General features: G+C 60.9%; 26 protein-coding genes and 1 pseudogene. 14 read left to right on the forward strand and 13 right to left on the reverse strand.

The features are described from left to right. Positions 1-102: 102 nt before the first annotated feature. The 3 genes from LJD17_RS09960 to rplM all read right to left on the reverse strand — a co-directional run bounded on the left by LJD17_RS09960 (position 103) and on the right by rplM (position 2,879). Positions 103-1,758 (reverse strand): calcium-binding protein, encoded by a 1,656-nt coding sequence (locus LJD17_RS09960; protein ID WP_227384012.1) that lies wholly within the window; start codon positions 1,756-1,758, stop codon positions 103-105. Positions 1,759-1,934: 176 nt separating this feature from the next. After that, positions 1,935-2,411, reverse strand: a complete 477-nt coding sequence (rpsI, locus tag LJD17_RS09965; protein ID WP_227384013.1) for a 30S ribosomal protein S9 — start codon at positions 2,409-2,411, stop codon at positions 1,935-1,937. Positions 2,412-2,414: 3 nt separating this feature from the next. Further along, a complete protein-coding gene (gene rplM, locus LJD17_RS09970) occupies positions 2,415-2,879 on the reverse strand; it encodes a 50S ribosomal protein L13 (protein WP_227384014.1) in 465 nt (154 codons plus the stop codon). Between the two features lie 289 nt (positions 2,880-3,168). Here rplM and LJD17_RS09975 point away from each other — a divergent pair, with 289 nt between their 5' ends. Continuing rightward, a complete protein-coding gene (locus LJD17_RS09975) occupies positions 3,169-3,795 on the forward strand; it encodes a glutathione S-transferase family protein (protein WP_227384015.1) in 627 nt (208 codons plus the stop codon). 43 nt (positions 3,796-3,838) lie between these two features. Here LJD17_RS09975 and LJD17_RS09980 read toward each other — a convergent pair whose 3' ends face one another. Next, positions 3,839-4,255 carry a PaaI family thioesterase gene (locus tag LJD17_RS09980; RefSeq protein ID WP_227384302.1) on the reverse strand — a complete coding sequence of 139 codons (417 nt, stop codon included), beginning with the start codon at positions 4,253-4,255 and terminating at the stop codon, positions 3,839-3,841. Positions 4,256-4,327: 72 nt separating this feature from the next. Between LJD17_RS09980 and LJD17_RS09985 the strand changes: the two genes are divergently transcribed. Both LJD17_RS09985 and LJD17_RS09990 read left to right on the forward strand, forming a co-directional pair. After that, entirely contained in the window at positions 4,328-4,855 is a 528-nt protein-coding gene (locus tag LJD17_RS09985; RefSeq protein ID WP_227384016.1) for a CoA-binding protein, read from the forward strand. Between the two features lie 113 nt (positions 4,856-4,968). Further along, positions 4,969-6,252: an O-acetylhomoserine aminocarboxypropyltransferase gene (locus LJD17_RS09990; protein ID WP_227384017.1), complete on the forward strand. Its 1,284-nt coding sequence runs from the start codon at positions 4,969-4,971 to the stop codon at positions 6,250-6,252. 74 nt (positions 6,253-6,326) lie between these two features. Here LJD17_RS09990 and LJD17_RS09995 read toward each other — a convergent pair whose 3' ends face one another. Beyond that, a complete protein-coding gene (locus LJD17_RS09995) occupies positions 6,327-7,001 on the reverse strand; it encodes a ParA family protein (protein WP_227384018.1) in 675 nt (224 codons plus the stop codon). A 299-nt stretch (positions 7,002-7,300) separates the two neighbouring features. Here LJD17_RS09995 and LJD17_RS10000 point away from each other — a divergent pair, with 299 nt between their 5' ends. Beyond that, on the forward strand, positions 7,301-7,717 hold the full coding sequence (locus tag LJD17_RS10000) for a DUF1236 domain-containing protein (RefSeq protein WP_227384019.1): 417 nt from the start codon (positions 7,301-7,303) through the stop codon (positions 7,715-7,717). 54 nt (positions 7,718-7,771) lie between these two features. Here LJD17_RS10000 and LJD17_RS10005 read toward each other — a convergent pair whose 3' ends face one another. Next, positions 7,772-8,821, reverse strand: a complete 1,050-nt coding sequence (locus LJD17_RS10005; RefSeq protein ID WP_227384303.1) for a COX15/CtaA family protein — start codon at positions 8,819-8,821, stop codon at positions 7,772-7,774. A gap of 161 nt (positions 8,822-8,982) precedes the next feature. Between LJD17_RS10005 and LJD17_RS10010 the strand changes: the two genes are divergently transcribed. Beyond that, complete coding sequence (locus tag LJD17_RS10010) at positions 8,983-9,192, forward strand: DUF2842 domain-containing protein (RefSeq protein ID WP_227384020.1); 210 nt, start codon at positions 8,983-8,985, stop codon at positions 9,190-9,192. 3 nt (positions 9,193-9,195) lie between these two features. Here the strand turns inward: LJD17_RS10010 and LJD17_RS10015 are convergent, their stop codons facing one another. The 5 genes from LJD17_RS10015 to LJD17_RS10035 form a co-directional block, all read right to left on the reverse strand. After that, a complete protein-coding gene (locus tag LJD17_RS10015) occupies positions 9,196-9,390 on the reverse strand; it encodes a hypothetical protein (protein WP_227384021.1) in 195 nt (64 codons plus the stop codon). Between the two features lie 101 nt (positions 9,391-9,491). Then, on the reverse strand, positions 9,492-9,827 hold the full coding sequence (locus tag LJD17_RS10020; protein WP_227384022.1) for a hypothetical protein: 336 nt from the start codon (positions 9,825-9,827) through the stop codon (positions 9,492-9,494). Between the two features lie 164 nt (positions 9,828-9,991). Beyond that, positions 9,992-11,035, reverse strand: coding sequence for a helix-turn-helix transcriptional regulator (locus LJD17_RS10025; protein ID WP_227384023.1), 1,044 nt, complete (start codon positions 11,033-11,035; stop codon positions 9,992-9,994). A 16-nt stretch (positions 11,036-11,051) separates the two neighbouring features. Beyond that, positions 11,052-13,184, reverse strand: coding sequence for a sensor histidine kinase (locus tag LJD17_RS10030; RefSeq protein ID WP_227384024.1), 2,133 nt, complete (start codon positions 13,182-13,184; stop codon positions 11,052-11,054). A gap of 8 nt (positions 13,185-13,192) precedes the next feature. Continuing rightward, positions 13,193-13,702, reverse strand: a complete 510-nt coding sequence (locus LJD17_RS10035) for a hypothetical protein (protein ID WP_227384025.1) — start codon at positions 13,700-13,702, stop codon at positions 13,193-13,195. Positions 13,703-14,000: 298 nt separating this feature from the next. Between LJD17_RS10035 and LJD17_RS10040 the strand changes: the two genes are divergently transcribed. Together LJD17_RS10040 and LJD17_RS10045 are read left to right on the forward strand one after the other, a co-directional pair. Then, complete coding sequence (locus LJD17_RS10040; RefSeq protein WP_227384026.1) at positions 14,001-14,423, forward strand: BA14K family protein; 423 nt, start codon at positions 14,001-14,003, stop codon at positions 14,421-14,423. A gap of 419 nt (positions 14,424-14,842) precedes the next feature. After that, positions 14,843-15,748, forward strand: a complete 906-nt coding sequence (locus LJD17_RS10045; RefSeq protein ID WP_227384027.1) for a GGDEF domain-containing protein — start codon at positions 14,843-14,845, stop codon at positions 15,746-15,748. Between the two features lie 13 nt (positions 15,749-15,761). Here LJD17_RS10045 and LJD17_RS10050 read toward each other — a convergent pair whose 3' ends face one another. Beyond that, a complete protein-coding gene (locus tag LJD17_RS10050) occupies positions 15,762-16,079 on the reverse strand; it encodes an MliC family protein (RefSeq protein ID WP_227384028.1) in 318 nt (105 codons plus the stop codon). A 388-nt stretch (positions 16,080-16,467) separates the two neighbouring features. Here LJD17_RS10050 and LJD17_RS10055 point away from each other — a divergent pair, with 388 nt between their 5' ends. The 6 genes and pseudogenes from LJD17_RS10055 to LJD17_RS10080 all read left to right on the forward strand — a co-directional run bounded on the left by LJD17_RS10055 (position 16,468) and on the right by LJD17_RS10080 (position 25,239). Continuing rightward, the gene (locus LJD17_RS10055) at positions 16,468-19,014 is read left to right on the forward strand and encodes an FG-GAP-like repeat-containing protein (protein ID WP_227384029.1); all 2,547 of its coding nucleotides are present in this window, start codon (positions 16,468-16,470) and stop codon (positions 19,012-19,014) included. Positions 19,015-19,054: 40 nt separating this feature from the next. Beyond that, the gene (locus LJD17_RS10060; RefSeq protein WP_227384030.1) at positions 19,055-19,300 is read left to right on the forward strand and encodes a hypothetical protein; all 246 of its coding nucleotides are present in this window, start codon (positions 19,055-19,057) and stop codon (positions 19,298-19,300) included. Positions 19,301-20,242: 942 nt separating this feature from the next. Next, positions 20,243-21,352 carry an AraC family transcriptional regulator gene (locus tag LJD17_RS10065; RefSeq protein ID WP_227384031.1) on the forward strand — a complete coding sequence of 370 codons (1,110 nt, stop codon included), beginning with the start codon at positions 20,243-20,245 and terminating at the stop codon, positions 21,350-21,352. A 209-nt stretch (positions 21,353-21,561) separates the two neighbouring features. Then, positions 21,562-22,029 carry a hypothetical protein gene (locus LJD17_RS10070; protein WP_227384032.1) on the forward strand — a complete coding sequence of 156 codons (468 nt, stop codon included), beginning with the start codon at positions 21,562-21,564 and terminating at the stop codon, positions 22,027-22,029. Beyond that, entirely contained in the window at positions 22,004-23,257 is a 1,254-nt protein-coding gene (locus LJD17_RS10075; RefSeq protein WP_227384033.1) for an alpha/beta hydrolase, read from the forward strand. Before LJD17_RS10070 ends, LJD17_RS10075 begins: the two co-directional genes overlap by 26 nt. Before the next feature lie 105 nt (positions 23,258-23,362). Beyond that, positions 23,363-25,239: pseudogene (locus LJD17_RS10080) on the forward strand (TPR end-of-group domain-containing protein). Positions 25,240-25,301: 62 nt separating this feature from the next. Here the strand turns inward: LJD17_RS10080 and LJD17_RS10085 are convergent. Next, positions 25,302-26,147: an HD domain-containing protein gene (locus tag LJD17_RS10085; protein ID WP_227384034.1), complete on the reverse strand. Its 846-nt coding sequence runs from the start codon at positions 26,145-26,147 to the stop codon at positions 25,302-25,304. A gap of 452 nt (positions 26,148-26,599) precedes the next feature. On the opposite strand from LJD17_RS10085, the gene LJD17_RS10090 reads away from it, so the two are divergent. Then, a complete protein-coding gene (locus LJD17_RS10090) occupies positions 26,600-26,860 on the forward strand; it encodes a hypothetical protein (RefSeq protein WP_227384035.1) in 261 nt (86 codons plus the stop codon). Positions 26,861-26,879 lie beyond the last annotated feature (19 nt).

Raw genomic sequence — 26,879 nt, forward strand, 5'->3', positions numbered from 1 at the left:
TCGCTCTCCTTGTATCCACTGCCTTTAAAACAGTTCGGACGCAGCCTCCCGGAAGGCTGCGTCCGCTTCATTTTCTCGAACTCTCACCGAACGGCGGAGGCCCTAGATCACGTAGAAGTCTTTTTCGGTGATCTTGAGGTTTCTGGCGAGGGTGGCGAACTGGATCGCCTCCTTGGCGCCGGTGCCGTCGGCATCATACAACAACGCCCCGGTCTTCTTGTTGTGGATCACCCGGTCATCCGCGTCATGCGCCTTGGTCCCGCTGAAAAAGGCACCCTTGGCCAGATAGCCCTTCTTGGCGATCTTGGAGAACACGCCCTTGGCCAGATGGATCGTGTCGTCCTTGACCGAGAAGTCGGTGATCTTGTCCAGGTTGACCTTTTTGTTGGCGGCATTCGTGCGGCCGAGCTTGGTGTCGAACACGAAGATGTCCTGGTTGGCGCCGCCGGTGAGCAGATCGTTGCCCAGGCCGCCATAGATCTTGTCGTTGCCGGCCTCGCCCTTCAGCGTATCGATCCCAGCCAGACCCTTGATGATGTCGTTGCCGGCCTCGCCCATCAGGGCGTCCCGGCCTGCCGTGCCGATTAATAGAAGCGACTTTGGCTCCGAAGCCGGCGGCACATTGCCGATGACATTCAAATCGACCGTTGTATCGTCGAATTGCGCATAACGGATGTTCTTCAACACATCGATACCGTCATGGCCCGAGCGGTTATCGGTGACCGTTACGCTGCCATCGGCATTTTTGATGATTGTGTAGGATGCCTTCGCGCCGGAGAAACCAGCCTTGTTGGCTCCTTCGCCGCCGTCGAGAGTATCGTCGCCCGCACCGCCCCACAGCGTATCGTTGTCACCGGCTCCGCTCAGCCTGTCGGAGCCGCCTGCCCCCTCAAGGACATTGGCACCATCATTGCCTGTAATAATATCGCTTTCGTCACTGCCTCTGACGTTTTCGATGTTGAGGATTGTATCTTTCCCCTCGGAAACTCCGATCATCTGAGGGCCTGTAATACGAAGATCTACAGTAGCGACATCACTGAAGCAGATAGTGTCCACCCCACCGCCGCCATCGATCAAATCATCTCCAGCATGGGCATAAATGACCTCCGTGCCCGCCCCGCCATACGCAGTGTCATTCCCAGTGCCTAAAAAAATTGTCCCCGAGATCGTACCCGACTCACCGTGATAGATATCATTACCGGAATAGAAGCCAATTGCTCCCGTTATCGTACCGCTATTGGTCACGATGTCTGCGTTGCTGTCTCCTGCAATTACGATATCGTCATCGGCAGAGATTTTCTCGATCGTCCCAGTATTGATTAGTTCAAGCTTATTGTCCGGCTTAGCAAGCCAGAAACCTATAGCCTTGTGCGTTCCGGCGCTGCTAATATAGCCTTCATTGGTAATCTTACTTTCGCCGGCCAAGTTAACGGCCGAATACATTCCGCTACTCGTATTTCCGAATGAAACGACACGCCCGGCTGTGCCGATTGTGATGTCAGACATATCTCGCGAAACAATGGCAGCATCTTTAGCTCCCTTCACTTCACCATCGATGGTTAGTTTCGTAGGCGTTGCATCGGTTGGAGAAGTCGAGATGTAAACCGCGAAAGATCGGTACCCGTCAGTGCGAAGATGGGCGTTGGGCTGCACAACAAGCGAGTCGCTGCCGTTCATCGTAAGAGCCGAGCTGTCATCACCTATCGTGCTGATCGAGCTCGTAGGATCAGGCGTAATGGTATAGGCAACAGCGGCCATGTAATCCCCATATTAATCAATGCTATAACCTTTCATGATGTAAATGGAGTGTCCTTGTCATGCAAGCTGCCGAGCTGGAACTCGGTAGATTCTGCACCGAGCATTTCAGTCCGAAGCTTAAAAGCGAAAGGGCGGCCGGAGCCGCCCTTTCGTAACCGATAGCTTGTGTGAAACGCTTAGCGCTTCGAGAACTGGAAGCTGCGGCGGGCCTTGGCCTTGCCGTACTTCTTACGCTCGACGACGCGGGCGTCGCGGGTCAGGAAGCCTTCCTTCTTGAGCGGGCCGCGAAGCTCCGGCTCATAGTGGGTCAGCGCCTTGGCGAGGCCGTGGCGGACAGCGCCGGCCTGGCCGGAAAGGCCACCGCCGTTGACATTCACGACGATGTCGTACTGACCGTCGCGGTTCGCAACCTGGAGCGGCTGAGCGAGGATCATGCGCAGAACCGGACGGGCGAAGTACACTTCAACCGCGCGGTCATTGATGGTGATCTTGCCGGAGCCGGGCTTGATCCAAACGCGGGCAACGGCGTCCTTGCGCTTGCCGGTGGCATAGGCGCGGCCGTGTGCGTCGATCTTCTGGACGTGCTTCGGGGCTTCCGGAGCTGCGTTCTGGGTGTTCGTGCCCAGATCGGCGAGAGACTGAAGGGTCGCCATGGATTAGGCCCTCACGTTCTTGGCATTGAGGGCAGCAACGTCCAGGACTTCCGGCTGCTGAGCGGTATGAGGATGCTCAGCGCCACCGTAGACGCGCAGGTTGCCCATGATCTGGCGGAAAAGCGGGCCGCGGGGGAGCATGCGCTCCACGGCCTTCTCGACGACGCGCTCAGGGAAGCGGCCTTCGAGAATGAAGCGCGCGGTGCGCTCCTTGATACCGCCCGGATAGCCGGTGTGGTGATAGTACACCTTCTGCTCGCGCTTGCGGCCGGTGAACACCACCTTGTCGGCGTTGATGACGATGACGTTGTCGCCGCAGTCGACGTGGGGTGTGTAGCTCGGCTTATGCTTACCGCGCAGGCGCATTGCCACGATCGTCGCGAGACGGCCCACAACGAGGCCCTGCGCGTCGATCACAACCCACTTCTTCTCGACCTCGGCGGGCTTCAGCGAAGTCGTAATCTTCATTGCGCTGTTTCCCGTTGGAGCCATGATCGGCTCAGGTTCTGAAAAACGACAGCCGCCGCGAGATGCGGCGGCAAGTGGGGGCTGATTAAGCATTTCGACGCCCCATGTCAATCAAAAACGCGCGTCACCAGAATGGCGAAACCCCTTCTCCCGCAAGGGTTTTTATGTATGTGGTCTTAAAATACCACATCGACGGTATTAAAATACCGCATGCCGGCCGGATCTTTCGATGGTCCATTCCGAAGCTTTGCTATAGGTTTGCGACGATCTCCGGAAGAGGCATCTTTTCATGAGCGAAGAACTCGTTTTTTACACGAATCCCATGTCGCGTGGGCGTATCGCCCGTTGGATGCTGGAGGAGGTCGGCCGTCCCTATCGGACGGAAGTTCTGGAATTCGGCACGACCATGAAGGCGGCGGAATATCTGGCGATCAATCCCATGGGCAAGGTCCCGGCCGTTCGGCACGGGAAGACCGTGGTGACGGAGGCGGCAGCCATCTGTGCCTATCTGGCCGATGCATTCCCCGAGACGCAGCTGGCCCCGCCTCCGGGAGATCCGCTCCGCGGCCCGTATTATCGCTGGATGTTCTTTGCCGCCGCCCCCTTGGAGGCTGCCCTGAGCAACCAGATGCTCGGCGTCGAGGTGCCGCCGGACCGCCGCCGCATGGTGGGCTACGGCTCCGTCGAGGATGTGCTGACGGCGCTGGAATATGCGGTGTCGCAATCCGAGTACATCGCCGGAAACCGCTTCAGCGCCGCCGACGTCTATGTGGGCTCGCAGATCGGCTGGGGAATGATGTTCGGGACTTTGGAGAAGCGCCCGGCTTTCGAGCACTATTGGCAGCGCATCGCAAACCGCCCGGCGGCAATCCGGGCGCGGGAGATCGACGACGCCCTCGCCCCGGCCCGATCCTGAGGATCGGGTCCCCCGGGGCCCGGTCGCCGTTACTCACCCCTGCTCACGGACGCAGGGGGATCGAATAGGTCCCGGTGGCATGACAAACGACGTCGGTGCTGCCTTCGGAGACCATGCTCACTTCCCCTACGGCAAGCCGTTTGCCGAGCTTGAGCAGCCGGCAATCGGCGATCAATGCTCGCTGATCGGGCTTGCGCAGGAAATTGAAGTTGAGGCTCGTCGTGACCGCCAGCGCGACGGGGCCGATCTGGGCAAGGATCGCGGCGTAGAGGGCAAGGTCGGCAAGTCCCATCATGGAGGGCCCCGAGAGCGTCCCGCCCGGCCGGATATGCCGCTCGTGATAGTCCATCCGCAAACGGGCCCACAGGGGCCCAACCGCCTCCACGTGGTACGTTCGACCGCCATGATGGATCTGCGGGAATTCCTGATCGAGGAAGGCGCTCAGCTCTTCGCGGGTCATGACGGGTTGATGAGATGCTGACAACACAAGATGCTCATTGAACTGTCCCGTCCTCTCCCATACGGTCCCTTCATGGATCACGGCAATTACACAAACGATTATATCCGCGGCATTCTGCAAAGCGTGAAAACGATCGCACTCGTCGGAGCATCGTCCAATCCGGCACGCCCGAGCTGGATCGTCATGAAATATCTGATCGAGCGCGGCTACGACGTCATCCCGATCAATCCGGGTCTCGCGGGCGGCGAACTTCTCGGCAAACCGGTCTATGCGTCCCTCGCCGACGTGCCGCATCCGATCGACATGGTCGAGATATTCCGTAATTCGGAAGCGGCCGGGCCTATCACGGACGAGGCGCTGACCCTCGAGCCGCTCCCGAAAGTCATCTGGATGCAGCTGTCCGTCCGAAACGACGAAGCAGCGGCGCGCGCGGAGGCCAAAGGCGTCAAGGTGGTGATGGATCGCTGCCCGAAGATCGAGTTCGGACGGCTTTCCGGCGAAATTTCCTGGCAGGGGGTCAACTCGCGGATGCTGAGCGCCAAGAAACCCGTTCTTGCCGGAAAGGGATTTCAGAAGCTGAGTCTCAACCGGCCGCGATAGGTCGGATCGGCGATCGTAGAACCCTTGGACGACGAACGATGCCTTCTTGACCCGACGAACAGTACGTTCTTTAAATAGAACGAATTGTTGTCCTTAAGGAAGAAGGCTGCCTCATGACAGATCGCCTGCCAGGTTTCGACACGCTCGCCATTCACGCGGGAGCCGCTCCGGACGCGGCGACCGGCGCCAGGGCGACGCCGATCTATCAGACCACGTCCTTCGTATTCGACGACGTGGATCATGCCGCCTCGCTTTTCGGGCTCCAGGCGTTCGGGAACATCTATTCCCGCATCGGCAACCCGACCTGCGCCGTGTTGGAGGAACGGGTCGCCGCTCTTGAGGGAGGCACCGCAGCCCTTGCCGTCGCGTCCGGCCACGCGGCCGAATTCCTGGTCTTCCACACCCTCCTGCAGCCCGGAGATGAATTCGTTGCCGCCAAGAAGCTCTATGGCGGCTCGATCAATCAGTTCAACCACGCCTACAAGAATTTCGGCTGGAACGTCGTCTGGGCCGATCCGGACGATCCTGCCACCTTCGAGGCCGCCATCACGCCCAAGACCAAGGCGATCTTCGTGGAATCCATCGCCAATCCCGGTGGCGTGATTGTCGACCTCAAGGCCATCGCGGCGATTGCCAAGAAGCACAGGATCCCGTTCATCGTCGACAACACGATGGCCTCACCCTACCTGATCCGCCCGTTCGAACATGGCGCCGACATCATCGTTCATTCGGCCACCAAGTTCCTCGGCGGCCATGGCAATTCCATCGGCGGCCTGATTGTCGACGGAGGGTCGTTTAACTTCGCCGGCGACGACCGCTATCCCGCGCTTTCGAAGCCCCGGCCGGAATATGGCGGCATGGTGCTGGGCGAGACTTTCGGGAACTTCGGGTTTGCCATCGCCTGCCGCGTCCTCGGGCTGCGCGATCTCGGCCCGGCCCTGTCGCCTTTCAACGCCTTCCTGATTCTCAACGGGATCGAAACCCTGCCCCTGCGGATGCAGCGTCATTCCGACAACGCCCTTGCGGTTGCGGAGCATCTCGCCTCGCACGACAAGGTGTCGTGGGTGAGCTATCCCGGCTTGCGCTCTGACCGCTATCACAACCTCGCCAAGCAGTACTGCCCCAAGGGCGCGGGAGCTGTGTTCACGTTCGGGCTCAGTGGCGGCTACGAGGCCGGCGTGAAGCTGGTCTCCAACCTCAAGCTCTTTTCGCACCTGGCGAACATCGGCGATACCCGCTCCCTTGTAATCCATCCGGCCTCAACGACGCACCGCCAGCTGACGGATGATCAAAAAGTCCAAGCCGGCGCTGGACCCGAAGTCGTCCGCCTGTCCATCGGCCTCGAGGACAAGGACGACCTGATCGACGACCTCAACAACGCTCTGGACGCAGCCTGACGCGAGCATGAGAGCCCAACAAAAAGCGGCCTCAGGGCCGCTTTTTCATTGTCCGAGGTGTCGCCCTGCTGTGATCAGGCAGCGCTGCGTGTGCCGCGCCCTTTATAGGCTCCCTGCACGGCCTTGATGGACCGGTCGATCGCCGTCCACAGGCGCCCGAGCTCATCGGCGGCGTAGGAACCGGGGTCGAATTCCTCCGCACCCTCCCCTTCGGCCAGCGCCATCGAGAAATCCGCCCGATGGGTGATCTGTCCCGCCCAAACCGGGACCTTCAGGGCATTGAGGGCTCCGCGAGCATCCGCCACGATGGGCGTCTCATCGCCACCGCGCTTGGCCGGCGCGCCGTTGATCACCGCCGCGTAGGGCTTCCGCAATTCCCGGGCGATCGCCACCGTATCCTGAACGGCCGCAATGTCGAAAAGGCTTGGACGCGTCGGGATGATCACCAGGGTGGCATTACGAATTGCTTCGACCACGATCGGGGACTTGTTCGGCGGCGTGTCGACGAGGACCCAGTCGTACCCCTCGCTCTGAGCCGTCTTCAGAACCTGCACCAGATCCCGAGGATTGTGCTTCAGTGCCGGGTTTTCCGTTCCCCGGATCCGGTGCCAGAACGACAGGGAGCCCTGAGGATCGCAGTCGACCAGCAGGGTCTTGCGCTCAGGGGTCGCGATATAGGTAGCGAGATGAGCGGCAAGCGTGCTCTTCCCGGAGCCACCCTTGCGTGACGCAAAAACCAGCACGTTCATGCCTTACTCCCGATGAGTCTCGTTTTTCGATTCAGCCTAGCGATGGAGGCTTTCTGACACTCTATCCATTTAACAGGATATTTACCAAGCGCCCAAATGAAACGACTATTTTCCCTTTGGAAAACCGACGCGGGCGAGAAACTACCCTCGATTTTCTCCATTTTGCTACCAGGAAAAAGGTTCCAAGGAATCTGACAAAGAATTCGGAAAGTTTTCACTGAACGACAAATGAACAAGCGGAACTGCGCAGTAAGCTGGCCGTTAGATGTCCGACTTTCACTGCTAAGGAGCACGTTCTCATGTCGAAGAAACTTCTTCTCACTGGTGTCGTTCTTGCTGCCCTCGCCCCGGCCGGCGCATTCGCCCAGACCAATGCAGAGGGCGGCGCGGCCGCTGGCGCTGCGACTGGCGCTGTCGGCGGCGCGATTGTCGGCGGTCCGGTGGGTGCCGCCGTTGGTGGCGTAACCGGCGCGATCGTGGGCGGCATCGTCGGCGACCAGCAGCCGAAGTTCCGTCAGTATGTCGTGACGCAGGACGTCCCTTCCTACGCTTATAGCCAGGAAGTGCGGGTCGGCGCGACTCTGCCGTCCTCCGGCGTGACTTATTACGAAGTTCCGGCCGAGTACGGTGTGAAGGGTTATCGCTATACGGTGGTGAACAACACCCCGGTTCTGGTTGAGCCCAGCTCGCACCGAATCGTTCAGATCATCCGCTAAGACTGGCGGCATGATTCAGGAAAGGGCAGCTTAAGGCTGCCCTTTTTTGTTGTATCAGGCAGCCGATTTGCTCAGGCGGGCATGCACGGTGGCCATGCTGAGAACGAGCATGGCCACGATCTGGTGGAGCAGGCCCGCCCAAAGAGGCACGACCAGAAGCAATGTCGCGATCCCGAGAACGACCTGGCTGAAAGCGAGACCCGCGACAGCGCTCGCCCGGCGCGCCGCTTTCGATGAGCCGTATCTTCGGCGGACCGAGAGAGCATGCCAGAGGGCATAAGCCACGATCACGTAGGCCACGACGCGGTGGTTGAACTGCACGAGGGCCAGATTGTCGACGAAGTTCTCGATCAACGGCGTAACGCTGAAAAGGACGGATCCCGGGGGGACCAGGGCGCCGTCCATGAGAGGCCATGTGTTGTAGGTAAAGCCGGCCTTTGCGCCTGCAACGAGCCCCCCGAGCGCGATCTGAAGGAGCACGAGGCCCGCCAAAATGCCAGGAGCGACGCCAAGGACAGGTTCCGACCTCACCGCCGGCTCTCCTTCATCCCGCAAGCCCGCCGCCATCCAGACCAAACATGCCAGGATGACGCTGGCGACGGTGAGATGAAGCGCGAGCTTGATCGGGGCGACCGCGGTCATGCCCGGCTCCAGTCCCGATGCCACCATGATCCAACCGATCGCACCCTGAACGCCGCCCAATGCACCGATTCCCAAAAGGGTAAGGGCCAAGCGCCCCTTGATCCTGCCGCGCAGCCAGAAGAAGACCAGCGGCAGGAAGAAGACGAGGCCGATCAGGCGTCCAAGCTGCCGGTGTCCCCATTCCCAAGCATAGATGAACTTGAACTCCGAAAGGGTCATCCCCTTGTTGACGAGCTCGTACTGGGAGATCTGGCGGTACTTCTCGAACTCCGCCAGCCACGCTTGCTCCGTCAGAGGCGGAATGGCACCCGTAACCGGCCTCCATTCCGTGATCGAAAGACCCGACCCGGTCAGACGGGTCGCCCCACCGACCGCCACCATGGCGATGACCAGGGCTGCAAGGATATAAAGCCAAGTCCGCACGGCGTAGAGATTCCGCGCCGGGAGACCGGATAACGCCATGCCTTGGGGGGAGGCTGCGACAGCCATGCTCGTCCTCGCGATGGATTTGGGCTTGAACCCGGAATACGGGCTGTCACATAGAGGTTGCCGCGTAACGAAGCAATTCATGGCGGTGACGCACCAGGCCACCACTCTGGGGAACGAAGGATCGGATCACGACAATGCGGATGCGCACACGCAAACTGATCGGCACCATCGCGATGCTGATCTTCATCGGCTTCTACGTGATATTCGCCATGGTGGCCGCCGAAGGGCGCATCACCGACGCGCCCAAGCCCGTTCAGACCATCGCCTACATCGTGCTCGGCCTGATCTGGATTGTACCCTTGCTGCCATTGATCCGTTGGATGGGCAAGCCTGACAAGGTGTAGGCCTCAGGCGCCGCCGATTTCCTCCATGACGATCCCGGTCCCGCCACAGTTCGGGCAAGGGTGATTATCGATGCGGCCACTGCCTTTGCACTCACGGCAGACGTTCTGGCCGATACCGGGAGTTCCAGGAGTTCCTTGATCGCCAGGGTTGAGCTTATTGCCTTGAGGTGTGGCGGACTGGTCCTTGGATTGGGGCATCACGGTCGCTCGCGTTGGACATCCTTCAGCACCAACGCCGTAATGGAATCGCGGTTCGAACCGGCTTTAAAAGAAAAAGGCCCGCGGGGCGGGCCTTTCGCTTAGTTGCAGATCGTGCGGCGGCGAGGCTGCCATCCCCAGCCGGGAACCCACTCGCTATAGCGATCCGTGTAGCAATGCTCCACGTAGACGGGGGGCGGCGCCTCTTCCACATAGACGGGAGCCGGGGGCGGAGGCGGGACATAGACCGGAGCGGCGTAAGCCGGGCTCTGGGACGCCGCAATGGCTCCGCCGACGGCCAAGCCGCCGAGAACGCCGAGAGCTGCTGCAGCGCCAGGGGAGAAGCGGTCGCGGGCGGCAGCCGGCTCAGCCGAGACCGTGCCCATCACGAGGGCAAGGGCCAAGGCGGAACCGGACACAATTCGGGAGATCTTCATGAACGTCACCTTGCGTCATACAGGGGTTCTCAGGCCCCTGCTCCATTGCAACGGTTATACGTCGTGAAACCTCTCCGGAAGCTGAACAAACCGTGGCAGAGACGTGGCCGAACCGCTTGTCTGTCAGGATGGTGACTCGATCGTTAAAGAGCCGCCGGCCCGGCTCAGTCGGCTGCCGTTCGCAACGGAACGGACAGGAGTACCCTGATCAGATCTGCCTGACGATTGGTCTCGGTTTTCCGGAACAGGTTCTTCAGGTGGAAGACCACAGTCGTTTGAGCAACTTCCAGTTCGTCGGCGATCTGATCGAGGCGCTTTCCATCGATCAGCATGAGAGCCACGCGCGTCTCGGAGGGCGTAAGATTGTAAAGGCGAACCAGTGTTTCGCCCGAGACCTTGGTCCGCTGCTCCGTGTCGATGAGCAGCAAGACGACGGCTTCCGGCTTTTCCTCTGCCGAGAAGCGCTGGCCTGAAATCAGGACAAGATAAGGGCGTCCACCGGAAAGCCGTTGAAACGAGACGATTTCGTCGAGCGATTCCTCATGGAACGCCTTGACGATGCTCTCGTGGAGCTTGGCATTCGGCTTGGGAGATGCTCCCTTGAGAAAGCCTTGGGAAATGCCCAAACCATCGTCTTCTGCCAGAATTCTTTCCGCTTCCTTGTTCGCAAGGCGAACGGTGCCTTTCTCGTCCACCACCACGACGCCCACCAGGAACCGATCGAAGGCGAAGGTCGCCTTGTAGAGAGCCTCGATAGTTTGGCCGCGGGAGGACTTGAGAATGTCCTGCCAGACCTCCTCGGCACGCTGCACGGCGCTTTTCTGCACGCGCGCCACCTGGTTCAGCCGTGCAGAGACCGTCGCAAGCAGAATCTCATAGTCGATCGGCTTCACGAGATAATCGTCAGCCCCCGCCTGCTTACCGGTGAGCACGTCGTTCCGGTCGGCCAAGGCGGTCAGGAAGATGAACGGGATGTCCGCCAACTCTCCCTTCTCGCGCATGGCTTTGAGTACGTCATAACCGCCGAGGCCCGGCATGGTGATGTCGCAAAGGACAAGGTCAGGCCGGTGCTTCTTGAGCACTGACAAAGCCTCGCTCCCGTTCGAGGCTTGAATCACGGCATAATTTGCCGCCTCCAACTCTTCCGCAATGTCGGTGCGGAGATCTTCCTCGTCTTCAATGCACAAGATGGTTTGACGGGCATCCATTGCCATTAAGCCCCTTTCATGCCGCCTGCTGAGATTGATCGACATTCGACGTCGGGAGATCGAACGTGAACAGCGATCCTCCAGCCTCATAACTTTCCACCTGAATCTCACCCCCATGCAAGTGCATGATTTTCTGGGCGAAATTCAATCCGATACCTGTCCCGGCGATTCCTGTTGCAGTGCGGGCGCGATAGAACCGCTCGAAGATCTTGGACAGCTCGTCCGCCGGAATTCCGATGCCCCAGTCACGAACGGAACAATAGGCGCGAGATCCGTCCATCCAGATCTTCACTTCGACGATTGGGGTGTCGCCGGAATATTTGACTGCATTCGACAGCAGATTGATCACGACCTGCTCGATCAGCATTCCGTCACAATAGACCTGAACGGGCGTTGCGGGTGCGTCGAAGCGAATTTCCGCATGCGAGCTCAACTCCCGCTGCCTTTCGCAGATATCCCAGACGAGTTCGACGAAGTTGCACGAAGCCGGATTGAGCTCGATCCTGCCGGCATCCAGTTTGGCGGCATTCAGCACGCTTTCCACCAGACGCGTCAGCCTCTTGGTGGCGCTCCTGATCCGCTGAACACGCGCGACGAGTTCATCCTGCGTCAGATTCTGTCCGCGACGAAGGATCCGCTGCGCGCTCGAGTCCAGGATGGCGAGAGGGGTCCGGAACTGGTGAGACACCATGGAAACGAAGTTCCGGTAAGCCCCCGTCGTCTCGCGCTCCCGGTCCAGGGCCGACTGAAGCGCCTGCGCGACCTGTTTATAGCCCGAGATATCGGTAAGACGGACGAAAATCGTTCCTCCATCGACCTTTGCCACCGAAAGGTGGGCCCAGTGATCCAGACGGAGAAGCAGATCGAGTTCGATGTTCTCGAAGGAATCGCTGCGCGCAAGGAGGCGCTCGTCCGCGCCTTCGCACATGGCGAAACAACGTAGGAATGTCGCAAGCGTCATCTCCTCCGCGCACCAGACGATGACCGGCTCCGCCGACCGGATCTGCTCGTTGGCGAACAAGAGCTTCCCGGTCCAATCAAACGCCGCAAAGCCGTCGGGAGCCGTCTCGATCGCAGCGATCAGTCGCCGCTCAGCCTGCTGGAGCGCAGCGGTCCGTTGCTGCACCTTGATCTCGAGGTCGAAATTCTGGCGCTCGGCCTGCTTGCGGGCCTCCCATTGCTCGGTGATATCGCGGATGAATGCGATGCCGAGGCGCCGCTCGGCGATATGGAGAGGAAAACAGTTGATCTCGAGGCAGCGCTCCTGCCCTTCCGGTGAACGCCCCTCGTCTTCCAGGATCGCGCTCGTGCCGTAAATGGCCTCGGTCAGGGATTTAACGATCTTCGGCTTTGCAAAGATCGGCGCGAGCGCCTCAAGATGGTGGCCGACCGTATTGTCCGCATTGAGGCCCAGCAATCCTTCCATTCCTGGGTTCCAGAGCAGGCAGCTGAGCTGCTCGTCGAAGATGATGATGCCCTGATTGCTGATGTTGTTGATGACGAGATCGGAGAGTTCCTGCTCCTGGCGAAGCAGACGCTTGGCCTGGGTTGCCTCGTGAACCCCTTTGAACAGCCGCAGCAACAGGAACGAGGCGCTCAGCACGATGCCGATCACGAAAGCGAGGCTTTCGAACACGACCGTGAGATACATGGAGCGCTTCAGAGCCCCCTGCTCCCGGTTGAGAAGCATGACCTTGTTGGCCACATCCCTGAGGTCCTGGGCCAAAGCGCGAACCTCCGCCCGAAGCTGAAGAGCGGCCTGCGGCTCCAGGTCTCCCCGTACCAGGGGCTCCGCCAAGGTCAGTTGCAGATAGGCCCGCTTAAGATCTCCGATCTGGCCGAAATGCTCGATCAGGTGCCCCTGGGGCCCTTCGAGGAGAACCGAAAGGCGGCTGATCAAAATCGCGATGCGGAAGTCCGGGGCCTGTTCCGGGTCGACGAAGGTTTCCCGCGCTGCCGTTCGGGCCAGGCTTTCCGCCAGCAGGGTAGCTTCATACTGGGTTTGCGTGATCTGCCAGAGATTGGTGTGCGTATCCTCGCTCCGCAGGTCGTTCTCCACATCGAGGAGACGCGCCACCGTGAATACGAGGCAGGCGACCATGCTCGCGATCGCCACGAGCGTGATAAGAGCGGTCCTGTAACTCTTCAAGCCCGGGGTCATTGCTCGATGCGCAAACGGTTCAGTTGCCACACCCAACGCGACTCATACCGATTATCGCGCAACTCGTCGTACTCATCCCGCGGGTAGACCATCCACAACGGGCCCTTGTCGCGCAACGTCAAAGCGCGGCCATCGACCTTCGTCGCCAACAGAGGGCTAAACTTCAAATCTTCGAAGGGTATGGCGATCTCGTAATCGTTCAGGGCGGAAGCCAGCATGGATGTGCCATTGGCCCCGACTCTTTCCAGGACAGCCTTCAGGGGCACGCCCTCAAAGAGCTGTGGATGATCCGCCCACACGGACCCTGTCGTAAAGGAAGTTACGCCCAGGGCCTCCAGCATCGCTCGGTCGAAGCGCGCCTGACCGGGAGCGTTGGTCTGTTCGATGGCACCCGTGATCGTGAGAATGACCGGCCCCGTCGGCAAAGGCAAAGCCTCCGCGGCACGGGACCCCGCTCCACAGGCGACACCTAGAATGGCCACAAGAAGAAACGCGAACCCGCGCATATACGCCCCCGACTTGACACTTGATAACATAATCACGTTCTACAAAGAAGTCTTAGTTGAACCGGAACAACTTCCCTAGAGGTTCTTGGAGACCATCAATCCTGCGATAATTTTCCTCATCCCGCGCTAGGTATGCGGTGCGATGAAGCACAGCACAATCTGACGTTTCTTCCCATAGTTCTTTGTGAGAGCTGCTCTCTATGCCGATGATTGTGCAAGGCTAAGTCCTTAGGCTATAGTGGAGCTCGAGTTTCCTAAAGGCTGGTCCTCCCCAGCCGGGTCTATCCAGGAGTAAGAAATGCGCAAGGTCCTTGCTGCCCTGATTAGTGCGGCAACATTGGTTACGTCTTTTCCTGCCAGCGCAGAAATGCTGCCGCGGCCGTCACTGCCAGACGTACAGAAGGCTTACCCGAACGAGAGTTACTCTCAATACTATTATCGCCGCGGTTATTACTATGGTCGCCCATATTATTACGGACGTCCGTACTACCGGGGCAATGGCGGCGCCGTTGCGGCGGGGGTCGCGGGCTTGGCCGCAGGCGCGTTGATCGCTGGCGCGATTGCCAACTCCGCTCAGGCTCAGCCGGCCGCCCCTCCTCCCCCAGGCACCGTCAGCCCTTCCGTCGCGGCCTACTGCGCGAGAAAATACCGGTCGTATGATCCGGTGACGGGAACTTTCCTGGCCAACAACGGCATGCGCTACGTCTGCACCTATCCGTAACCATCTTGCCGGCGCGGCTCATCGGCCGCGCCGGCAATCGCCTTGCCTAGCATATGATCGCCTAAGTCGGCCGCTGCCTTTGATTAACAACGGAACGGCTGACGATGCTCCCGGCCCACATCCACGAAGTTGGCCGAAAATCGATTGTTTGAAGTCGCCTTATTGCTTTCGCCACGATATGGCATTCGTTCGAAGAATGACGTTGAAGTCTGTCTTGCGTTTTTAAGTTTTGTTAATCGCCGAAACGGCGTCCGGACGCCTTGAGTTTTTAGTCCTTTCGCCGAAGAGCTGTGACAAAGGGGACGGTTGTGCGGAACGGCCAGCCCAGGTCTCATATTTATCTTTAGCATTCGGTCCCCATGCCAAAGTTCATGCAAGACCCAGACGAAGAGACGCTCCGATGCCTTGCGGAAGCTCTCATGGAAAGCGGGCAGGCGATTTCCATCTATGACGCGGAGGATAACCTCCGGTTCGCGAACAAGACCTATAGCGACATCTTCCTCAAAGGCTTCGATGGGCCCTTCACGTTCACCGAGATTCTTCGCCACGGCGCCCGGAAAGGCGTCGGAGTCCGCATCGACGACGACGATGTCGAAGCCCTGATCTCCCGGACCCTCCCGCGCCGCCGCAGCGTGCCGCGCAAAGCGTTCGAGACCGATTTTCTGGATGGCCGGTGGTTCTGGATCGACCATACCGTCTTGCCCAACGGCTGGGTCCTGACCGTGGGCGCCGACATCACGGCTTTGAAGCACAGCGAGAAGACCCTCCGCCAAGCGCATGACGAGGCCCTCTTGGCGGCCCGAACCGATCCCTTGACCGGGGTCCCGAACCGGCGCGACATTCTGGACCGGCTCGACAAGGCGCTCGAAGAAACCAGGATCTCGGACGAGGGCCTTTGCATCGCGATCCTGGATATCGACGGCTTCAAGGCCTTGAACGACACATATGGGCACGAGGTGGGCGATCTCGCGCTCCAGCACTTCACAAGGATATGCCAGGAGAGACTATCGCCCGAATACTGCCTGGGGCGCATCGGCGGAGAGGAATTCCTGCTCCTGATGCCGAATGTTCGTCCGAATCGGGCCATTCAGATCATCGATGCCATCCGGACGAATTTTCCCGTCTTCGATCTGCCCCGCCTTGCTCCCAACATCGTCTGCACGTTCAGCGCCGGTGTGACGGAGAGCCTGCCGTATGACGACAGAAGCTCGATCATGTATCGCGCCGACCGGGCTCTCTATGCCGCCAAACGCGACGGACGCAACTGCACCCGCTTGAGCTTCCAAGTGAGCACCGCAGCGGCTCAAGGCCAAGGAGCAGCTTAGCGACCGTTCCCTGTTAAGGGGATGCTGCTTTTGCCACTGCGCAGGTCGTGGGACTGCCCGCGCGGGTCAGAGTGGCGCCCTGCCCTTTGATCCAGAATTCGACATCCCCCTTCGCGTACCGACCGCCATCGGCGGACAGAGCTTGCGGCAAAACCATCCGGGAAGAACTTCCGTCGATAACAAGCGTCGCCGACCCCGCTGCGGTGCCCGCCGTGCGGAAAGTCGCCTGCAAGCGTGTGCCGTCCGCACAGGCATAGGATACCGGCTTCGCCGCCGCCTCGGCACCTGTCGTCGCCAGCGCAGCCGAGAGAAAGATCCAACCGTGTTTCATCCACCTATCCTTCAGCAAACCGGAAGAGCATCGAAAACAAGGATACGCAAAAGGTCCTCACGCCGAGCTGATGTGCGTCTGTTCTGGCGATAAGAAGCAAGCGTCGCGCCACTTACGCTCTGTAATCTTAAGAAACGAAATACAAAACGCCACCTTCTGAAGGGGGCATCATCAATCGGAAAGGTCGAACCGCGCATATTGTAACTTTGTTCAAATATCCGTTGAGAACAGTTGAGCTTCAAGTAAGCAATGCGAAACAAGCAAAAAGAAAAAAGTTCGCAACGCACCAATAACTCTTTTGGGGTAAATTTGCGGCAAAGAATCTGCAGACATAGGATTAACTATGCGGCAGCTGGAAATAATTCATACGCTTTAGGGGGATTCAACGATGGCGATTGTGGGGACTGTAGGCGCAACGGGTATCCAAAATATTGATGCTCTCCTTTCAGGCTACAACTGGATCGGCCCGATCACCTACAGCTTCCCCGATTCCGCTTTGGACTACGAGCCAGGCTATTCAGAAGCGAGCAATGGGTTCGGTCAGGTCTCGTTCGCCCAGATGCAGGCTGTGCGCTACATCCTGGAAGGGACGAGCCCCTATGCAGGCGGGCCGAAGATGACCCTGGCCAGCATCGAGCAGCTCACGAACCTCTCATGGGCGGGAATCACCGATGCAGGTTTCAATAGCGCCGACCTCCGCATCGCGCAGTCGGCCAGCGCCAATCCGACCGCCTATGCCTACTACCCGAGCTCCAGCCCCAAAGGGGGCGACGTCTGGTTCGGGACAAGCCATAACTACACACAGCCGTCGGTTGGCACCTACGACTACATTACCGTGGCGCATGAACTCGGACATGCGCTTGGCTTGAAACAGGGGCAGGAGACCGGCGGGGTCAGAGGCATCGCACTTTCGCATGATCGGGACTCGATGGAGTTCTCGATCATGACCTACCGCTCCTATGTCGGCGGGCCGACGACCGGTTACACCAACGAGACCTATGGTTATGCCCAGACTTACATGATGTACGACATCGCTGCTCTGCAGTGGATGAACGGCGCGAACTTCGACACGAACTCGGGCAACACGGTCTACACCTGGAGCCCGACAACGGGGGAGACCTTTGTCAACGGTGTCGGCCAGGGCGCGCCAGGCGGTGGCATCGGCGGATCGGCCAACCGCGTCTTCCTGACGATTTGGGATGGCGGTGGCAAGGACACGTACGACCTGTCGAATTATACCACCAATCTCAATCTCGATCTGACACCGGGCGGATGGTCCAAGATTTCGGACGCACAGACAGCCTATCTGGGTGCCAGCCACTATGCTCGCGGCAATGTGTTCAACGCACTCCAATACCTCGGCGACGCGCGCTCGCTGATCGAGAATGCGACAGGCGGCTCGGGCAACGATGCGATCACTGGCAACGCAGCTGACAATGCGCTCATAGGAAACGCCGGGAATGACGTGCTTTCGGGCCTGGATGGGGCCGACACCCTCACGGGTGGGGCTGGCAACGATACGCTGGATGGAGGCGCCGGTTTCGACATGGCCTGTTACAGCGGAGCGAGGTCCCAATACGCCTTGACGGTTCTTGCGGATGGCTCGGTGCAAGTCACCGACACGCGGTCAGGATGTCCCGACGGCATCGATGCGCTGCGGGGGATCGAGTCCCTCAAGTTCAGCGATGCCGCGATGCCGCTCCGGGTCAGCACGACGGGCATCCTATACAGGGTGGGGGATTTCAACGCGGACAGAACCGACGAGGTGATGTGGCGCAATACCTCGACGGGCGAGGTCGCCATCTGGACGATGGCAAACGGCCAGGTCACCGCAAAGACGACGCTCGGGATCCCAGGGACCGAGTGGCAGATCAACGAGACCGGCGACTTCAATGCCGACGGCACGTCCGACGTGATGTGGCGCAACGGTGCGACAGGCCAGGTCGCCATCTGGTCCATGAAAAACGGGCAGATCGCCAGTAGCGCAGTCGTGGGTGAACCAAGCCTCGACTGGCAGGTTAACGGGACCGGCGATTTTAATCTCGACGGCACAAGTGACGTGCTTTGGCGCAACACGTCGACGGGCGCGGTTGCCATCTGGTCGATGAAGGACGGGAAGATCGCAGGCAGCAGCGTTCTGGGTGCGCCGAGCACGGATTGGCAGATTAACGGCAAGGGCGATTTCAATGCCGATGGGACGGACGACGTGTTGTGGCGGAACAACGCGACGGGCGAGGTTGCCATATGGTCCATGAAAGATGGTCAGATTGCGAGTAGCAACATCCTGGGCGCGCCAAGTTTCGATTGGCAAGTCAATCGCACAGGTGATTTCAATGCAGATGGGACCACGGACGTCCTGTGGCGTAATTCTTCGACCGGCGAAGTGGCAATCTGGTCGATGAAGAACGGCCAAATTCTGGGAAGTGCGACTCAGGGAAGCTCCGGCCTGGAATGGCAGGTCAATGGAGTCGGCGATTTCAACGCTGACGGCACCGACGACATTCTGTGGCACAACAGTTTGACCTGGGAAGCCGCAACTTGGACGATGGCAAACGGCCAGAAGGTTGGCGCATGGACTTCGAACGCTGCGACCGCGCCCGCTTCGGAACCCGCCTCTTCATCGTCGGCCGCCGGGAGCAATATTCAGCTTGAAGCGGCCAGTGGAGCGTCGGATGTGCTGCCAACCGAAGACAGCTTCCATTTCCCGACGCCTTCCATCCCCAGCCTGAGCCCAGCCCCCGCAATAGACCTGGCCGTCTCTGCCGAACACGATCCGGATCAGGTCAGCCTCAGCGAGGCGCTCAGCGGTTCGGCGGACCCAGCGGTGGGGGGCGACCAGCATGGCGTGGACAATTCAGTGGTCGACATTGCCGGTATCGCACCGAACAGCCTGCGTTCGGTCCCATTGCAAGATAACGGGATCCTGTTCCTGTGATGCCTTCCTCCAGCACTTCAGGTGTTCTATCCTGAGGAACATGCCGATCGCGCTTGTTTTCCTCCTCTTGGGAGTTGCAACTCCACTTATGGCCCAAAATCTGGAAGACCGCACCTCTGCCGCTCCGGCCCGCAATGGCAATGTGGCCGTCCAAGAAGAATTGGACGCGGCACGTCAAGCAGGGACAGTTGAAGCTTACGATCTCTTTCTGGCCCGCCATCCTGATCATCCTCTCGCCGAACGTGCGCGTCGGGAGCTGGAGCGTTTGAAGCGCAAGCAGGAGTAAGCGGAGGACGCCTTCAGACTCACTGGATGAAAATCAAGCGGCATCGGATGTCGCCCGTGCGATCCAACGAACTAGGTGTCGCTACTCATGAGCGGCTGGTGCGTGCGGCAGTGGGTTGAGCGATAAACATCGCCGTATGCCCCACCTGTGAAACCGTGGAGCTTCCGCTCGGTACCCCGCATTCGGGACCAGCATGGAGAGCGGCGACCATCTTAGAAGTGTCCCCTCCCCGCCTCCGATGAATGTCAGATTTTGACCCGATGGAGCATCAGCATGCGAGGCGCTCCAGCTCGGAGATTTGGTCACCCGGCCCTCCAGCCTCGAAATCTACCCATTCAGGGTTAGCTCCCTCGATTTATAATGTGGGTTTATTTTAACGCGCTTTCAGGGTTTCACCTGATGGCGCTGACTTACAGCCTTGTTAGTCTCGACTTGACCCTCAGGGACAGGAGCCCACGGCCAAGCCTCCTCTTGTGAATGGGAGTGCGGGCACCCATCGGGTCTTTGGGAGACGCGGATGCAGAACCGGAGCTCCGACAATTCGACGTTCAAGACGATCGAGCAGTCTTGCCGCATTGGCCTCCTCGGAATGAGTCGCCGGACGGCCAGGTTATCGGCCACCAGTGCCAGCGAGCGCAGCCCTCGGGTTCTTGAAGGCTGCGGCCGGCAGCGTCCTATGCGACCTCTCCATCCCCCGAAGCCGGCTATTGCCGGTACGACACCACCCCGCAGCGCACCCAAGGCTTCTGGGATGTCTGCCCGCGGCAAGAGGATTGCGAATGCTCCTTCTGCCTGGCTCATCGCGATCAAAGAAACGCCCGGAAGCCGCAGTTGAGTGATGAAGGTGAGAGGGACATTTTCCAGCTCGATCCCACTCAGGTTCACGGCAAGCAACAACGCGCCCCTGGGTATGACCCAGGTGTTCCGCCAGCCCGAGGCATCATGATGCGTTACAACAGCCGGCGAGCTGTCCAGAACATCCGTAGTGGCCTGGACGCGTCGTTTCTGATCCAACCTCCACCTCAGGCGAAACCTCGTCGCGCAATTCCTCCCGGGTACATTCACCTCGGAGTCAGCAAAGAGATTGCTCCCACCCTGCGGGACTTCGGCATCGAGCCCAATTCTCTGATCCGCGAGGCTGGGCTCGACCCGAGCCTGTTTGACGACGGCAAGAGCGTCGTCGCTTTCACCGCCTTGGCCCGACTGTACGCCCTGTGCGTGGCGCAGACGCGCTGCCCGCATTTCGGACTGCTGGTCGGTCGGCGCGCCACAATCCTGTCCCTGGACCTGATTGGGCGGCTTATGCAGCATTCGGAAACCATCGGCGCGGCCGTGGATGCGCTCGTGTCCAATTTGGGCGTCCAGGACAGGGTCGTGGTAGCCTCGCTCGATGTCACGGATGACATGGCCCTGCTCACCTATGCGGCTTACCAGCGAGACAACTCAAGCGCCCAGCAGATCACCGAGGCAGCCTTGGCGGTGACCGTAAATGCGCTGCGCACCCTGTCAGGCTTCGACTGGCGCCCGACGGAAGTCCTCCTGCCGCGCGCGGCGCCGGCCGAAGCCGGACCCTACCGGCACCATTTCAAGGCGCCCGTCCGGTTCAACCAGGAGAGCGCGACCGTCGTCTTCCCCGCGGGCGACCTGAAGCGCAAGGTGGCGGGAGCCGATCCTCTCCTGCGCGCCATGGTCGAGGAGCAACTCCAGCGACTGCGGGGCCACGCGGGATCGGACTTCCCAGACGACATCCGGCGGCTGCTGCGCACGCGGATCATGGGCCGGCGCAGTTCGGCCAGCGACATGGCCGAACTGCTGGCGATCGACCGGCGCACGTTGAGCCGGCGCCTGAGGGACGGCGGCTCGGGCTACCGTACCCTTACAAACGAGATCCGCTTCGAGATTGCCAGACAATTGCTGGAGGACACCGACGTACGTCTTGGTGAGATCGCGGCGGCGCTCGGCTATTCCGAGGCGAGCGCCTTCACCCGCGCCTTCCGGCGCTGGTCGGGCCGAACGCCGACCGCCTGGCGCACCGCAACCGGTGAAGCGTGACCTGTGGGCGGCCAAAACTGTCAAGCGATTGTCCCTGTCGGTCAAGCACAGGCCTTCGGCCAGGCTAGAGTGCCCCACAGCAGGGGAATCCAGGGCTCGCCATCCGGTGGCCCCAACCATCTCGCCGGCAATATCTGATCTGGACAACGCAACTGCGGTTGGCCGGATGCAATCTCCGGCTTGGCTCAAGGCTGCTCAAGGAGGCACTCATGCAAGGACTGTGCGGGATCGGCGGGAAAGCCTGTCAGGCTATTGTGATTATCGGCATGGCGGCGGCGATGCCATCCGAAGTCAGCGCGCAAGCCGCACCCGCGCCACGGCCCGTTGGCCGGGTATCCATTGACCAGGCGCAGCTCGCCTTCATTGGCAGTGCGGCCGTCGGCGGCGGCACGTTGTCCTTCCGCGGGCGCTCCTATCGCTTCACGATCAACGGCCTCGGCGTCGGTGGCATCGGCGCCTCGAAGATCAAGGCAACCGGTGACGTCTATCAGCTCGCCCGGGTCTCCGACCTGGAAGGCGTTTACGGACAGGTGCGCCTGGGCTGGGCCCTGGCGAACCAGGGCGATGGTCGGCTTTGGCTGCAAAACGACAAGGGCGTCGTGCTGCGGCTGCGCACGAAGCGCGAGGGCCTGATGCTGGCCGCCGGAGCCGATGCCGTCCGCATCCAACTCCGATGAGCCGATGGTCGCTCTTCGCCGCTCGGTGATCCTTGCCCTCCTCCTGCCACTCGGCGCCTGTGCCAGCGTCAAGGGCGTACTGGTGCCCGTGAGCGCATCGGCTCCGGGGACGAGCAGGGTCGACATGCTGGTCGCCACCACCCGCAAGCGCACGGATCCGGCGGAGCTGTTCTCGGGCGACCGCGGACCGACTGCGGCGTTCGCCAACATCACGGTCTCGATCCCACCCGACGCTGCCCGGCAGGTTGGTGAGGTTCAGTGGCCGCGGCGGGTACCCGGCGACCCGACCACGGATTTCGTCACGCTCAAGGCCGACGTGATCAACCGGGATCAGGCGCTCGCTTGGTTCCACCGGAGCCTGCGCAATGTCCCTAAGCGACAGGTGCTGGTTTTCATCCACGGCTTCAACAACCGCTTCGAGGATGCGGTCTTCCGCTTTGCCCAGATCGTGCACGACTCCCGTGCCCCCGTGGTGCCGATCCTGTTCACCTGGCCCTCGCGGGGCAGCGTGTTGGCCTATGGCTATGACCGCGAGAGCACGGCCTATTCGCGCAACGGCCTGGAAACCCTGCTGAAGGCGATTTCCCGCGATCCAGCCGTCGGCGAGATCTCGATCCTGGCGCACTCCATGGGCAACTCGCTGGCGCTTGAGACCTTGCGCCAGATGGCGATCCGGGACGGACGGGTGACGCCGAAGATCCGTAATGTCCTGCTCGCCGCGCCGGACGTCGACGTCGACCTCGCCCGGGAAGCCATCATCGACATGGGGCCGAGAGCCAATCGGCCTGCCTTCACCCTGTTCGTGTCGCAGGACGACCGAGCGCTGGCGGTCTCCCGCCGGGTCTGGGGCAGCGAGGCACGCTTGGGCGCGATCAACCCTGATCAGGAGCCGTACCGGACGCAACTCGAGCAGGCGAATGTCACGGTCCTCGATCTCACCAAGCTCAAGGCGGGCGACGCCCTCAACCACGGCAAGTTCGCGGAGAGCCCTGAGGTCGTCCAGCTCATCGGGAAGCGCTTGGCGGACGGGCAGACCGTGACGGATTCGCGCGTCGGATTGGGCGACCGCATCATCCAGGTGACAGCCGGCGCGGCCACCGCTGTGGGCACAGCGGCGGGTCTAGCGGTATCCGCTCCAGTAGCCATCGTCGATCCGCAAACCCGGCAAGGCCTTGGAGCCCATGTCGAGGAGCTGGGGCAGTCAGCGTCCGATGCTGTGGCACCGTGAGGCAGTGCCGGATGTCGGATCCCGGATCGCCATGGGAATGACCCAATGATAACGTCGAACGACATTGCCACCCTCAGGGGCGAAAGGAATCCAGGTCTGGCCACCATGGACGGGAAGCAGGTACAGCGTCGACTGGCGGCCATCCTGGCGGCCGACGTCGTCGGTTATAGCCGCCTTATGCGGGCCAACGAAGTGGGAACTCTCACAACTCTCATGGAGCACCGTAGGAACCTGATTGATCCGCTGATTGCGGAGCACTACGGCCGCATCGTCAAGCTCACCGGGGACGGGGTGCTCGCCGAGTTCGCGAGCGTTGTGAACGCGGTGGAGTGTGGAACGCGGATTCAGAAGGCGATGCACGCACGCAATGCCGGGATACCGGAGGATCGGCGTGTCGAGTTTCGCATCGGCGTCCATCTCGGCGACATCATCAGCGAGGGTGACGACATCTTTGGCGACGGCGTCAACATCGCGGCTCGTCTCGAAAGCATCGCCAAGCCTGGCGGAGTCGCGATCTCCGCCGTCGTGCGGGAGAACGTCGAGAACCGGCTCGATCTATCCTTCGAGACAGTCGGCGAGCAGGCACTGAAGAACATCGACCGTCCAGTCCTTGTGTTCAACGTATATGTGGGCGCGCCGCCACCGCAGCAGGCCCAAGCGCCTACCGCCTCCGGTCCTCAGGCGAGTGCGCCGATGGGGAAGCCCTCAATCGCAGCCCTGCCCTTCGTCAATGTGAGCGGCGATCCGGAGCAGGAGTACTTCTCCGACGGCATCACGGAGGACATCATCACCGACCTGTCGAAGATTTCCGGGTTGTTCGTAGTGGGCCGCCATTCGGCGTTCGCCTACAAGGGTCAGGCAGTGGACCTCCGGCAGGTCGCCGGGAGCTCGGCGTGCGGTTTATCCTTGAGGGCAGCGTGCGCAAGGCCGGGCAGCGCGTGCGCATCACGGGGCAACTCATCGACGGCTCCGACGGCGGGCACCTGTGGGCGGAGCGGTATGATCGCGACCTGACAGACGTGTTCGCCGTCCAGGACGAGATTACCCGCGCGATCGTCGACCAGCTCAAAGTCAGGCTCCTGCCGCAGGAAAAGACGGCGATCGAACAGCCTCCAACCTCCGAGGTGGAGGCCTACACGCATTATCTGAGGGGGCGCCAGATCTTCCACCGGGGCACGCAAGCATCACTCGCGCTGGCCCGGCAGATGTTCACGCGAGCGGTCGAGATTGATCCACTGTATGCCCGCGCCTATGCCGGCATCGCGGATTGCGACTCGCGTCTGCGCTCGAAGCACGGGAACCCGATCTCAACTGACCTGATCCTGGGAACCATCGACCGGGCGCTGGCCATCGCTCCTGACCTCGCCGAAGCCCACGCTGCCCGGGGCTATGCCCTGATGGTGGCAGACCGGCGCAGCGAGGCGCCCGCAGCCTTTGAGCGGGCGTTGGCGCTCGATCCCAACTGCCACGAGGCGCATTACCACTTCGCCGACTTCTGCGTCACGGCTGGCGACTTCGCCAGGGCGGCGGAGCACTACGTTCGTGCCCTGGAGATCAAGCCTGACGACTACATCTCGCCCATCCTCCTCATGGGAATCTTCCGGTCGCTGGGGCGCCCGCAGGAGGCTGAAGGCTATGCGCGCCTCGGGTTGAAGCGGGCGGAAGAGTCGCTCCGGCTGCATCCGGAGGACTCCAAGCCCGCGCAACTGGGCGCAACGGCGCTGGCGACACTGGGTGAGGAGGATCAGGCGAAGGAATGGCTGGCGCGGGCGCTGGCCATCGATCCGGATGACAATGGGACCCGCTACAACGCAGCCTGCGTCTATGCGCTGCTGGGCGAGGTTGACCGCGCCGTCGACCTGCTGGAGACCTACCTTCGGCAGGTTGGACCCGACCTGAAGCTGTGGTTCAAGAAGGACTCCGATCTGGATTCCATTCGCAGCCACCCGCGGTATGCGAAGTTGCTCGAGCTCGCGGGGTAGCGGTCAAGTCGGGTCCACGCATCCGATCGGCTCTCGTCTGGCCTGTTCCGGGAACCGCGAAGTCATCTTTGCGGCCCCATGAGGACGAAGTCGTGTTGGGCGCAGAATATGTGGTTGTGCAGATTGGCTATCCACTGACGGCCAGATGCCGTCACGTTGAGGTATGTCATGGCATCCCCGAGATGGGGCGAGACACTGGTCCAGTAGAAGTCGGGCAAGCGTTCGATCATATCCGCCGGAGACTTGTAGCCGAGGCGCTGATTGACTCCAACCTCCTCGAACTCGTGGAACAGGGCATTTGCCTTCCTTGGGTAGAGCGGATCGCCCAGTTGCCCGATCAGGTCCGCGGCCTGCACCAATCGCCCCTCACGCTCCTCCCGGCCGTTCCCGGCGCTGACCAGCGCCGGAAAGCGCGTGAACTCGACCGCCCGCGCCACCCTCTCGGGATCGAGCAGGGGTGAGCCTGCCAGACGCTCCATGACGAAGACTTTGGAGCGGTCAACGTGGTGAGGCGAGAGCGCCGCATCTGATGCCCCGCGCGGCAGGGTCACGGTCATCCCGCTCGCATCGATCACGAACTGATCCCTGCTGTCGCCCCTCAGGATGCCACGGACATAACCGATGTCATGCAGCAGGCAGGCTGCGATCAGGTGCGTGTAGTCGTCCGGTTCAAGACGCTCGGTCAGCATTCGGCCGTGGAGAATATCTCGCCCGACGAGAGTGACGAGGAAGGTGTGCTCGACGTTGTGGTAGAGGGCATCACTTCTGCCGATACATTCCAGCGCCATCCGCACCGCGCCATCGAGCCGCTCGGCCTTGTCCTGGTGCGAAGAACCGAACAAGCGGCGGAAGTCGCTCGCGATGTGCCTCCCGAGCTCGTCCGCCATGATCGCAGGAAACGATATCATGCAAGTCTCCCAGGCATGGGCCAGCGTCGGACAGGAGTATAGCCGAGTTGGTGGGGAAACGCTGCAGCAGGCGCATGCTCACCATCGGGAGAGCGTCCATATCCCGTCGTCGCGACCTTCTCACGGTCCGGCTGCCGGTCGGCATCGAGCCGCCGATGACGAGGCGGCACCCGTTGAGAGTGGCCACCGTTGCCCAAACTGTCAACGCGATGTCCTGATCGATCAAGCGGTCTGCTTTGGGGCGGTTAGGGTTGTCAGTCGATGCCGGATAAACGGCCAGCCCGGCAATGGACACCGTGGCATCGCCCGCACGGCAGATGCAGGCAAGATGCACCCTCGTCCGGTACTCACAGGAGCAGATGAGTGCCCGAATAGCCTTCCCTGATGGAACCGGGTTTCAGACCTGCGAGGTCGTGCAGCGCTTCAACGGGGAATGATCGACGGAGGCGAACATGAAGCTCGCAATTGCATTATCGGCATTGGCAGTGGCAGTGGGTCTCGTCGCCTCCGGCAGCGAGGACGCCCGTGCGGTGGTCTACTGCCAATACATCAACTATCCTGTCGGCTGCGTCGTACGACCCGGTGTGGTGCTGCGGCCGCGGCCTGTCGCCCGTGCCGTGGTCAGCCCGGGCGTCGGTGCGCCGGGGGTCGGAATGCGGCCTGGAACGCCGATGAATCGTGGCGGTCCGGTCAATCGCGTGGGCAGGCGCTGAGCGATCCCCTCTCGATTTG

Source organism: Microvirga rosea, from assembly GCF_020595095.1.
Classification (GTDB): domain Bacteria; phylum Pseudomonadota; class Alphaproteobacteria; order Rhizobiales; family Beijerinckiaceae; genus Microvirga; species Microvirga rosea.

Excerpts from the sequence above, each read along its gene's own strand:
- LJD17_RS10085 (WP_227384034.1), bottom strand. The coding sequence starts at position 26,147 with ATGATATCGTTTCCTGCGATCATGGCGGACGAGCTCGGGAGGCACATC.
- LJD17_RS10070 (WP_227384032.1), top strand. The coding sequence starts at position 21,562 with ATGCAAGGACTGTGCGGGATCGGCGGGAAAGCCTGTCAGGCTATTGTG.
- LJD17_RS10005 (WP_227384303.1), bottom strand. The coding sequence starts at position 8,821 with ATGGCGTTATCCGGTCTCCCGGCGCGGAATCTCTACGCCGTGCGGACT.
- LJD17_RS09985 (WP_227384016.1), top strand. The coding sequence starts at position 4,328 with ATGGATCACGGCAATTACACAAACGATTATATCCGCGGCATTCTGCAA.
- LJD17_RS10015 (WP_227384021.1), bottom strand. The coding sequence starts at position 9,390 with ATGCCCCAATCCAAGGACCAGTCCGCCACACCTCAAGGCAATAAGCTC.
- LJD17_RS09960 (WP_227384012.1), bottom strand. The coding sequence starts at position 1,758 with ATGGCCGCTGTTGCCTATACCATTACGCCTGATCCTACGAGCTCGATC.
- LJD17_RS10045 (WP_227384027.1), top strand. The coding sequence starts at position 14,843 with ATGGAAAGCGGGCAGGCGATTTCCATCTATGACGCGGAGGATAACCTC.
- LJD17_RS10060 (WP_227384030.1), top strand. The coding sequence starts at position 19,055 with ATGCCGATCGCGCTTGTTTTCCTCCTCTTGGGAGTTGCAACTCCACTT.
- LJD17_RS10065 (WP_227384031.1), top strand. The coding sequence starts at position 20,243 with ATGATGCGTTACAACAGCCGGCGAGCTGTCCAGAACATCCGTAGTGGC.
- LJD17_RS10035 (WP_227384025.1), bottom strand. The coding sequence starts at position 13,702 with ATGCGCGGGTTCGCGTTTCTTCTTGTGGCCATTCTAGGTGTCGCCTGT.
- LJD17_RS10020 (WP_227384022.1), bottom strand. The coding sequence starts at position 9,827 with ATGAAGATCTCCCGAATTGTGTCCGGTTCCGCCTTGGCCCTTGCCCTC.
- LJD17_RS10055 (WP_227384029.1), top strand. The coding sequence starts at position 16,468 with ATGGCGATTGTGGGGACTGTAGGCGCAACGGGTATCCAAAATATTGAT.
- LJD17_RS09990 (WP_227384017.1), top strand. The coding sequence starts at position 4,969 with ATGACAGATCGCCTGCCAGGTTTCGACACGCTCGCCATTCACGCGGGA.
- LJD17_RS10025 (WP_227384023.1), bottom strand. The coding sequence starts at position 11,035 with ATGGATGCCCGTCAAACCATCTTGTGCATTGAAGACGAGGAAGATCTC.
- LJD17_RS10090 (WP_227384035.1), top strand. The coding sequence starts at position 26,600 with ATGAAGCTCGCAATTGCATTATCGGCATTGGCAGTGGCAGTGGGTCTC.
- rpsI (WP_227384013.1), bottom strand. The coding sequence starts at position 2,411 with ATGGCGACCCTTCAGTCTCTCGCCGATCTGGGCACGAACACCCAGAAC.
- LJD17_RS09980 (WP_227384302.1), bottom strand. The coding sequence starts at position 4,255 with ATGACCCGCGAAGAGCTGAGCGCCTTCCTCGATCAGGAATTCCCGCAG.
- LJD17_RS10075 (WP_227384033.1), top strand. The coding sequence starts at position 22,004 with ATGCCGTCCGCATCCAACTCCGATGAGCCGATGGTCGCTCTTCGCCGC.
- LJD17_RS10010 (WP_227384020.1), top strand. The coding sequence starts at position 8,983 with ATGCGGATGCGCACACGCAAACTGATCGGCACCATCGCGATGCTGATC.
- LJD17_RS10000 (WP_227384019.1), top strand. The coding sequence starts at position 7,301 with ATGTCGAAGAAACTTCTTCTCACTGGTGTCGTTCTTGCTGCCCTCGCC.
- LJD17_RS10040 (WP_227384026.1), top strand. The coding sequence starts at position 14,001 with ATGCGCAAGGTCCTTGCTGCCCTGATTAGTGCGGCAACATTGGTTACG.
- LJD17_RS09995 (WP_227384018.1), bottom strand. The coding sequence starts at position 7,001 with ATGAACGTGCTGGTTTTTGCGTCACGCAAGGGTGGCTCCGGGAAGAGC.
- LJD17_RS10050 (WP_227384028.1), bottom strand. The coding sequence starts at position 16,079 with ATGAAACACGGTTGGATCTTTCTCTCGGCTGCGCTGGCGACGACAGGT.
- LJD17_RS09975 (WP_227384015.1), top strand. The coding sequence starts at position 3,169 with ATGAGCGAAGAACTCGTTTTTTACACGAATCCCATGTCGCGTGGGCGT.
- rplM (WP_227384014.1), bottom strand. The coding sequence starts at position 2,879 with ATGAAGATTACGACTTCGCTGAAGCCCGCCGAGGTCGAGAAGAAGTGG.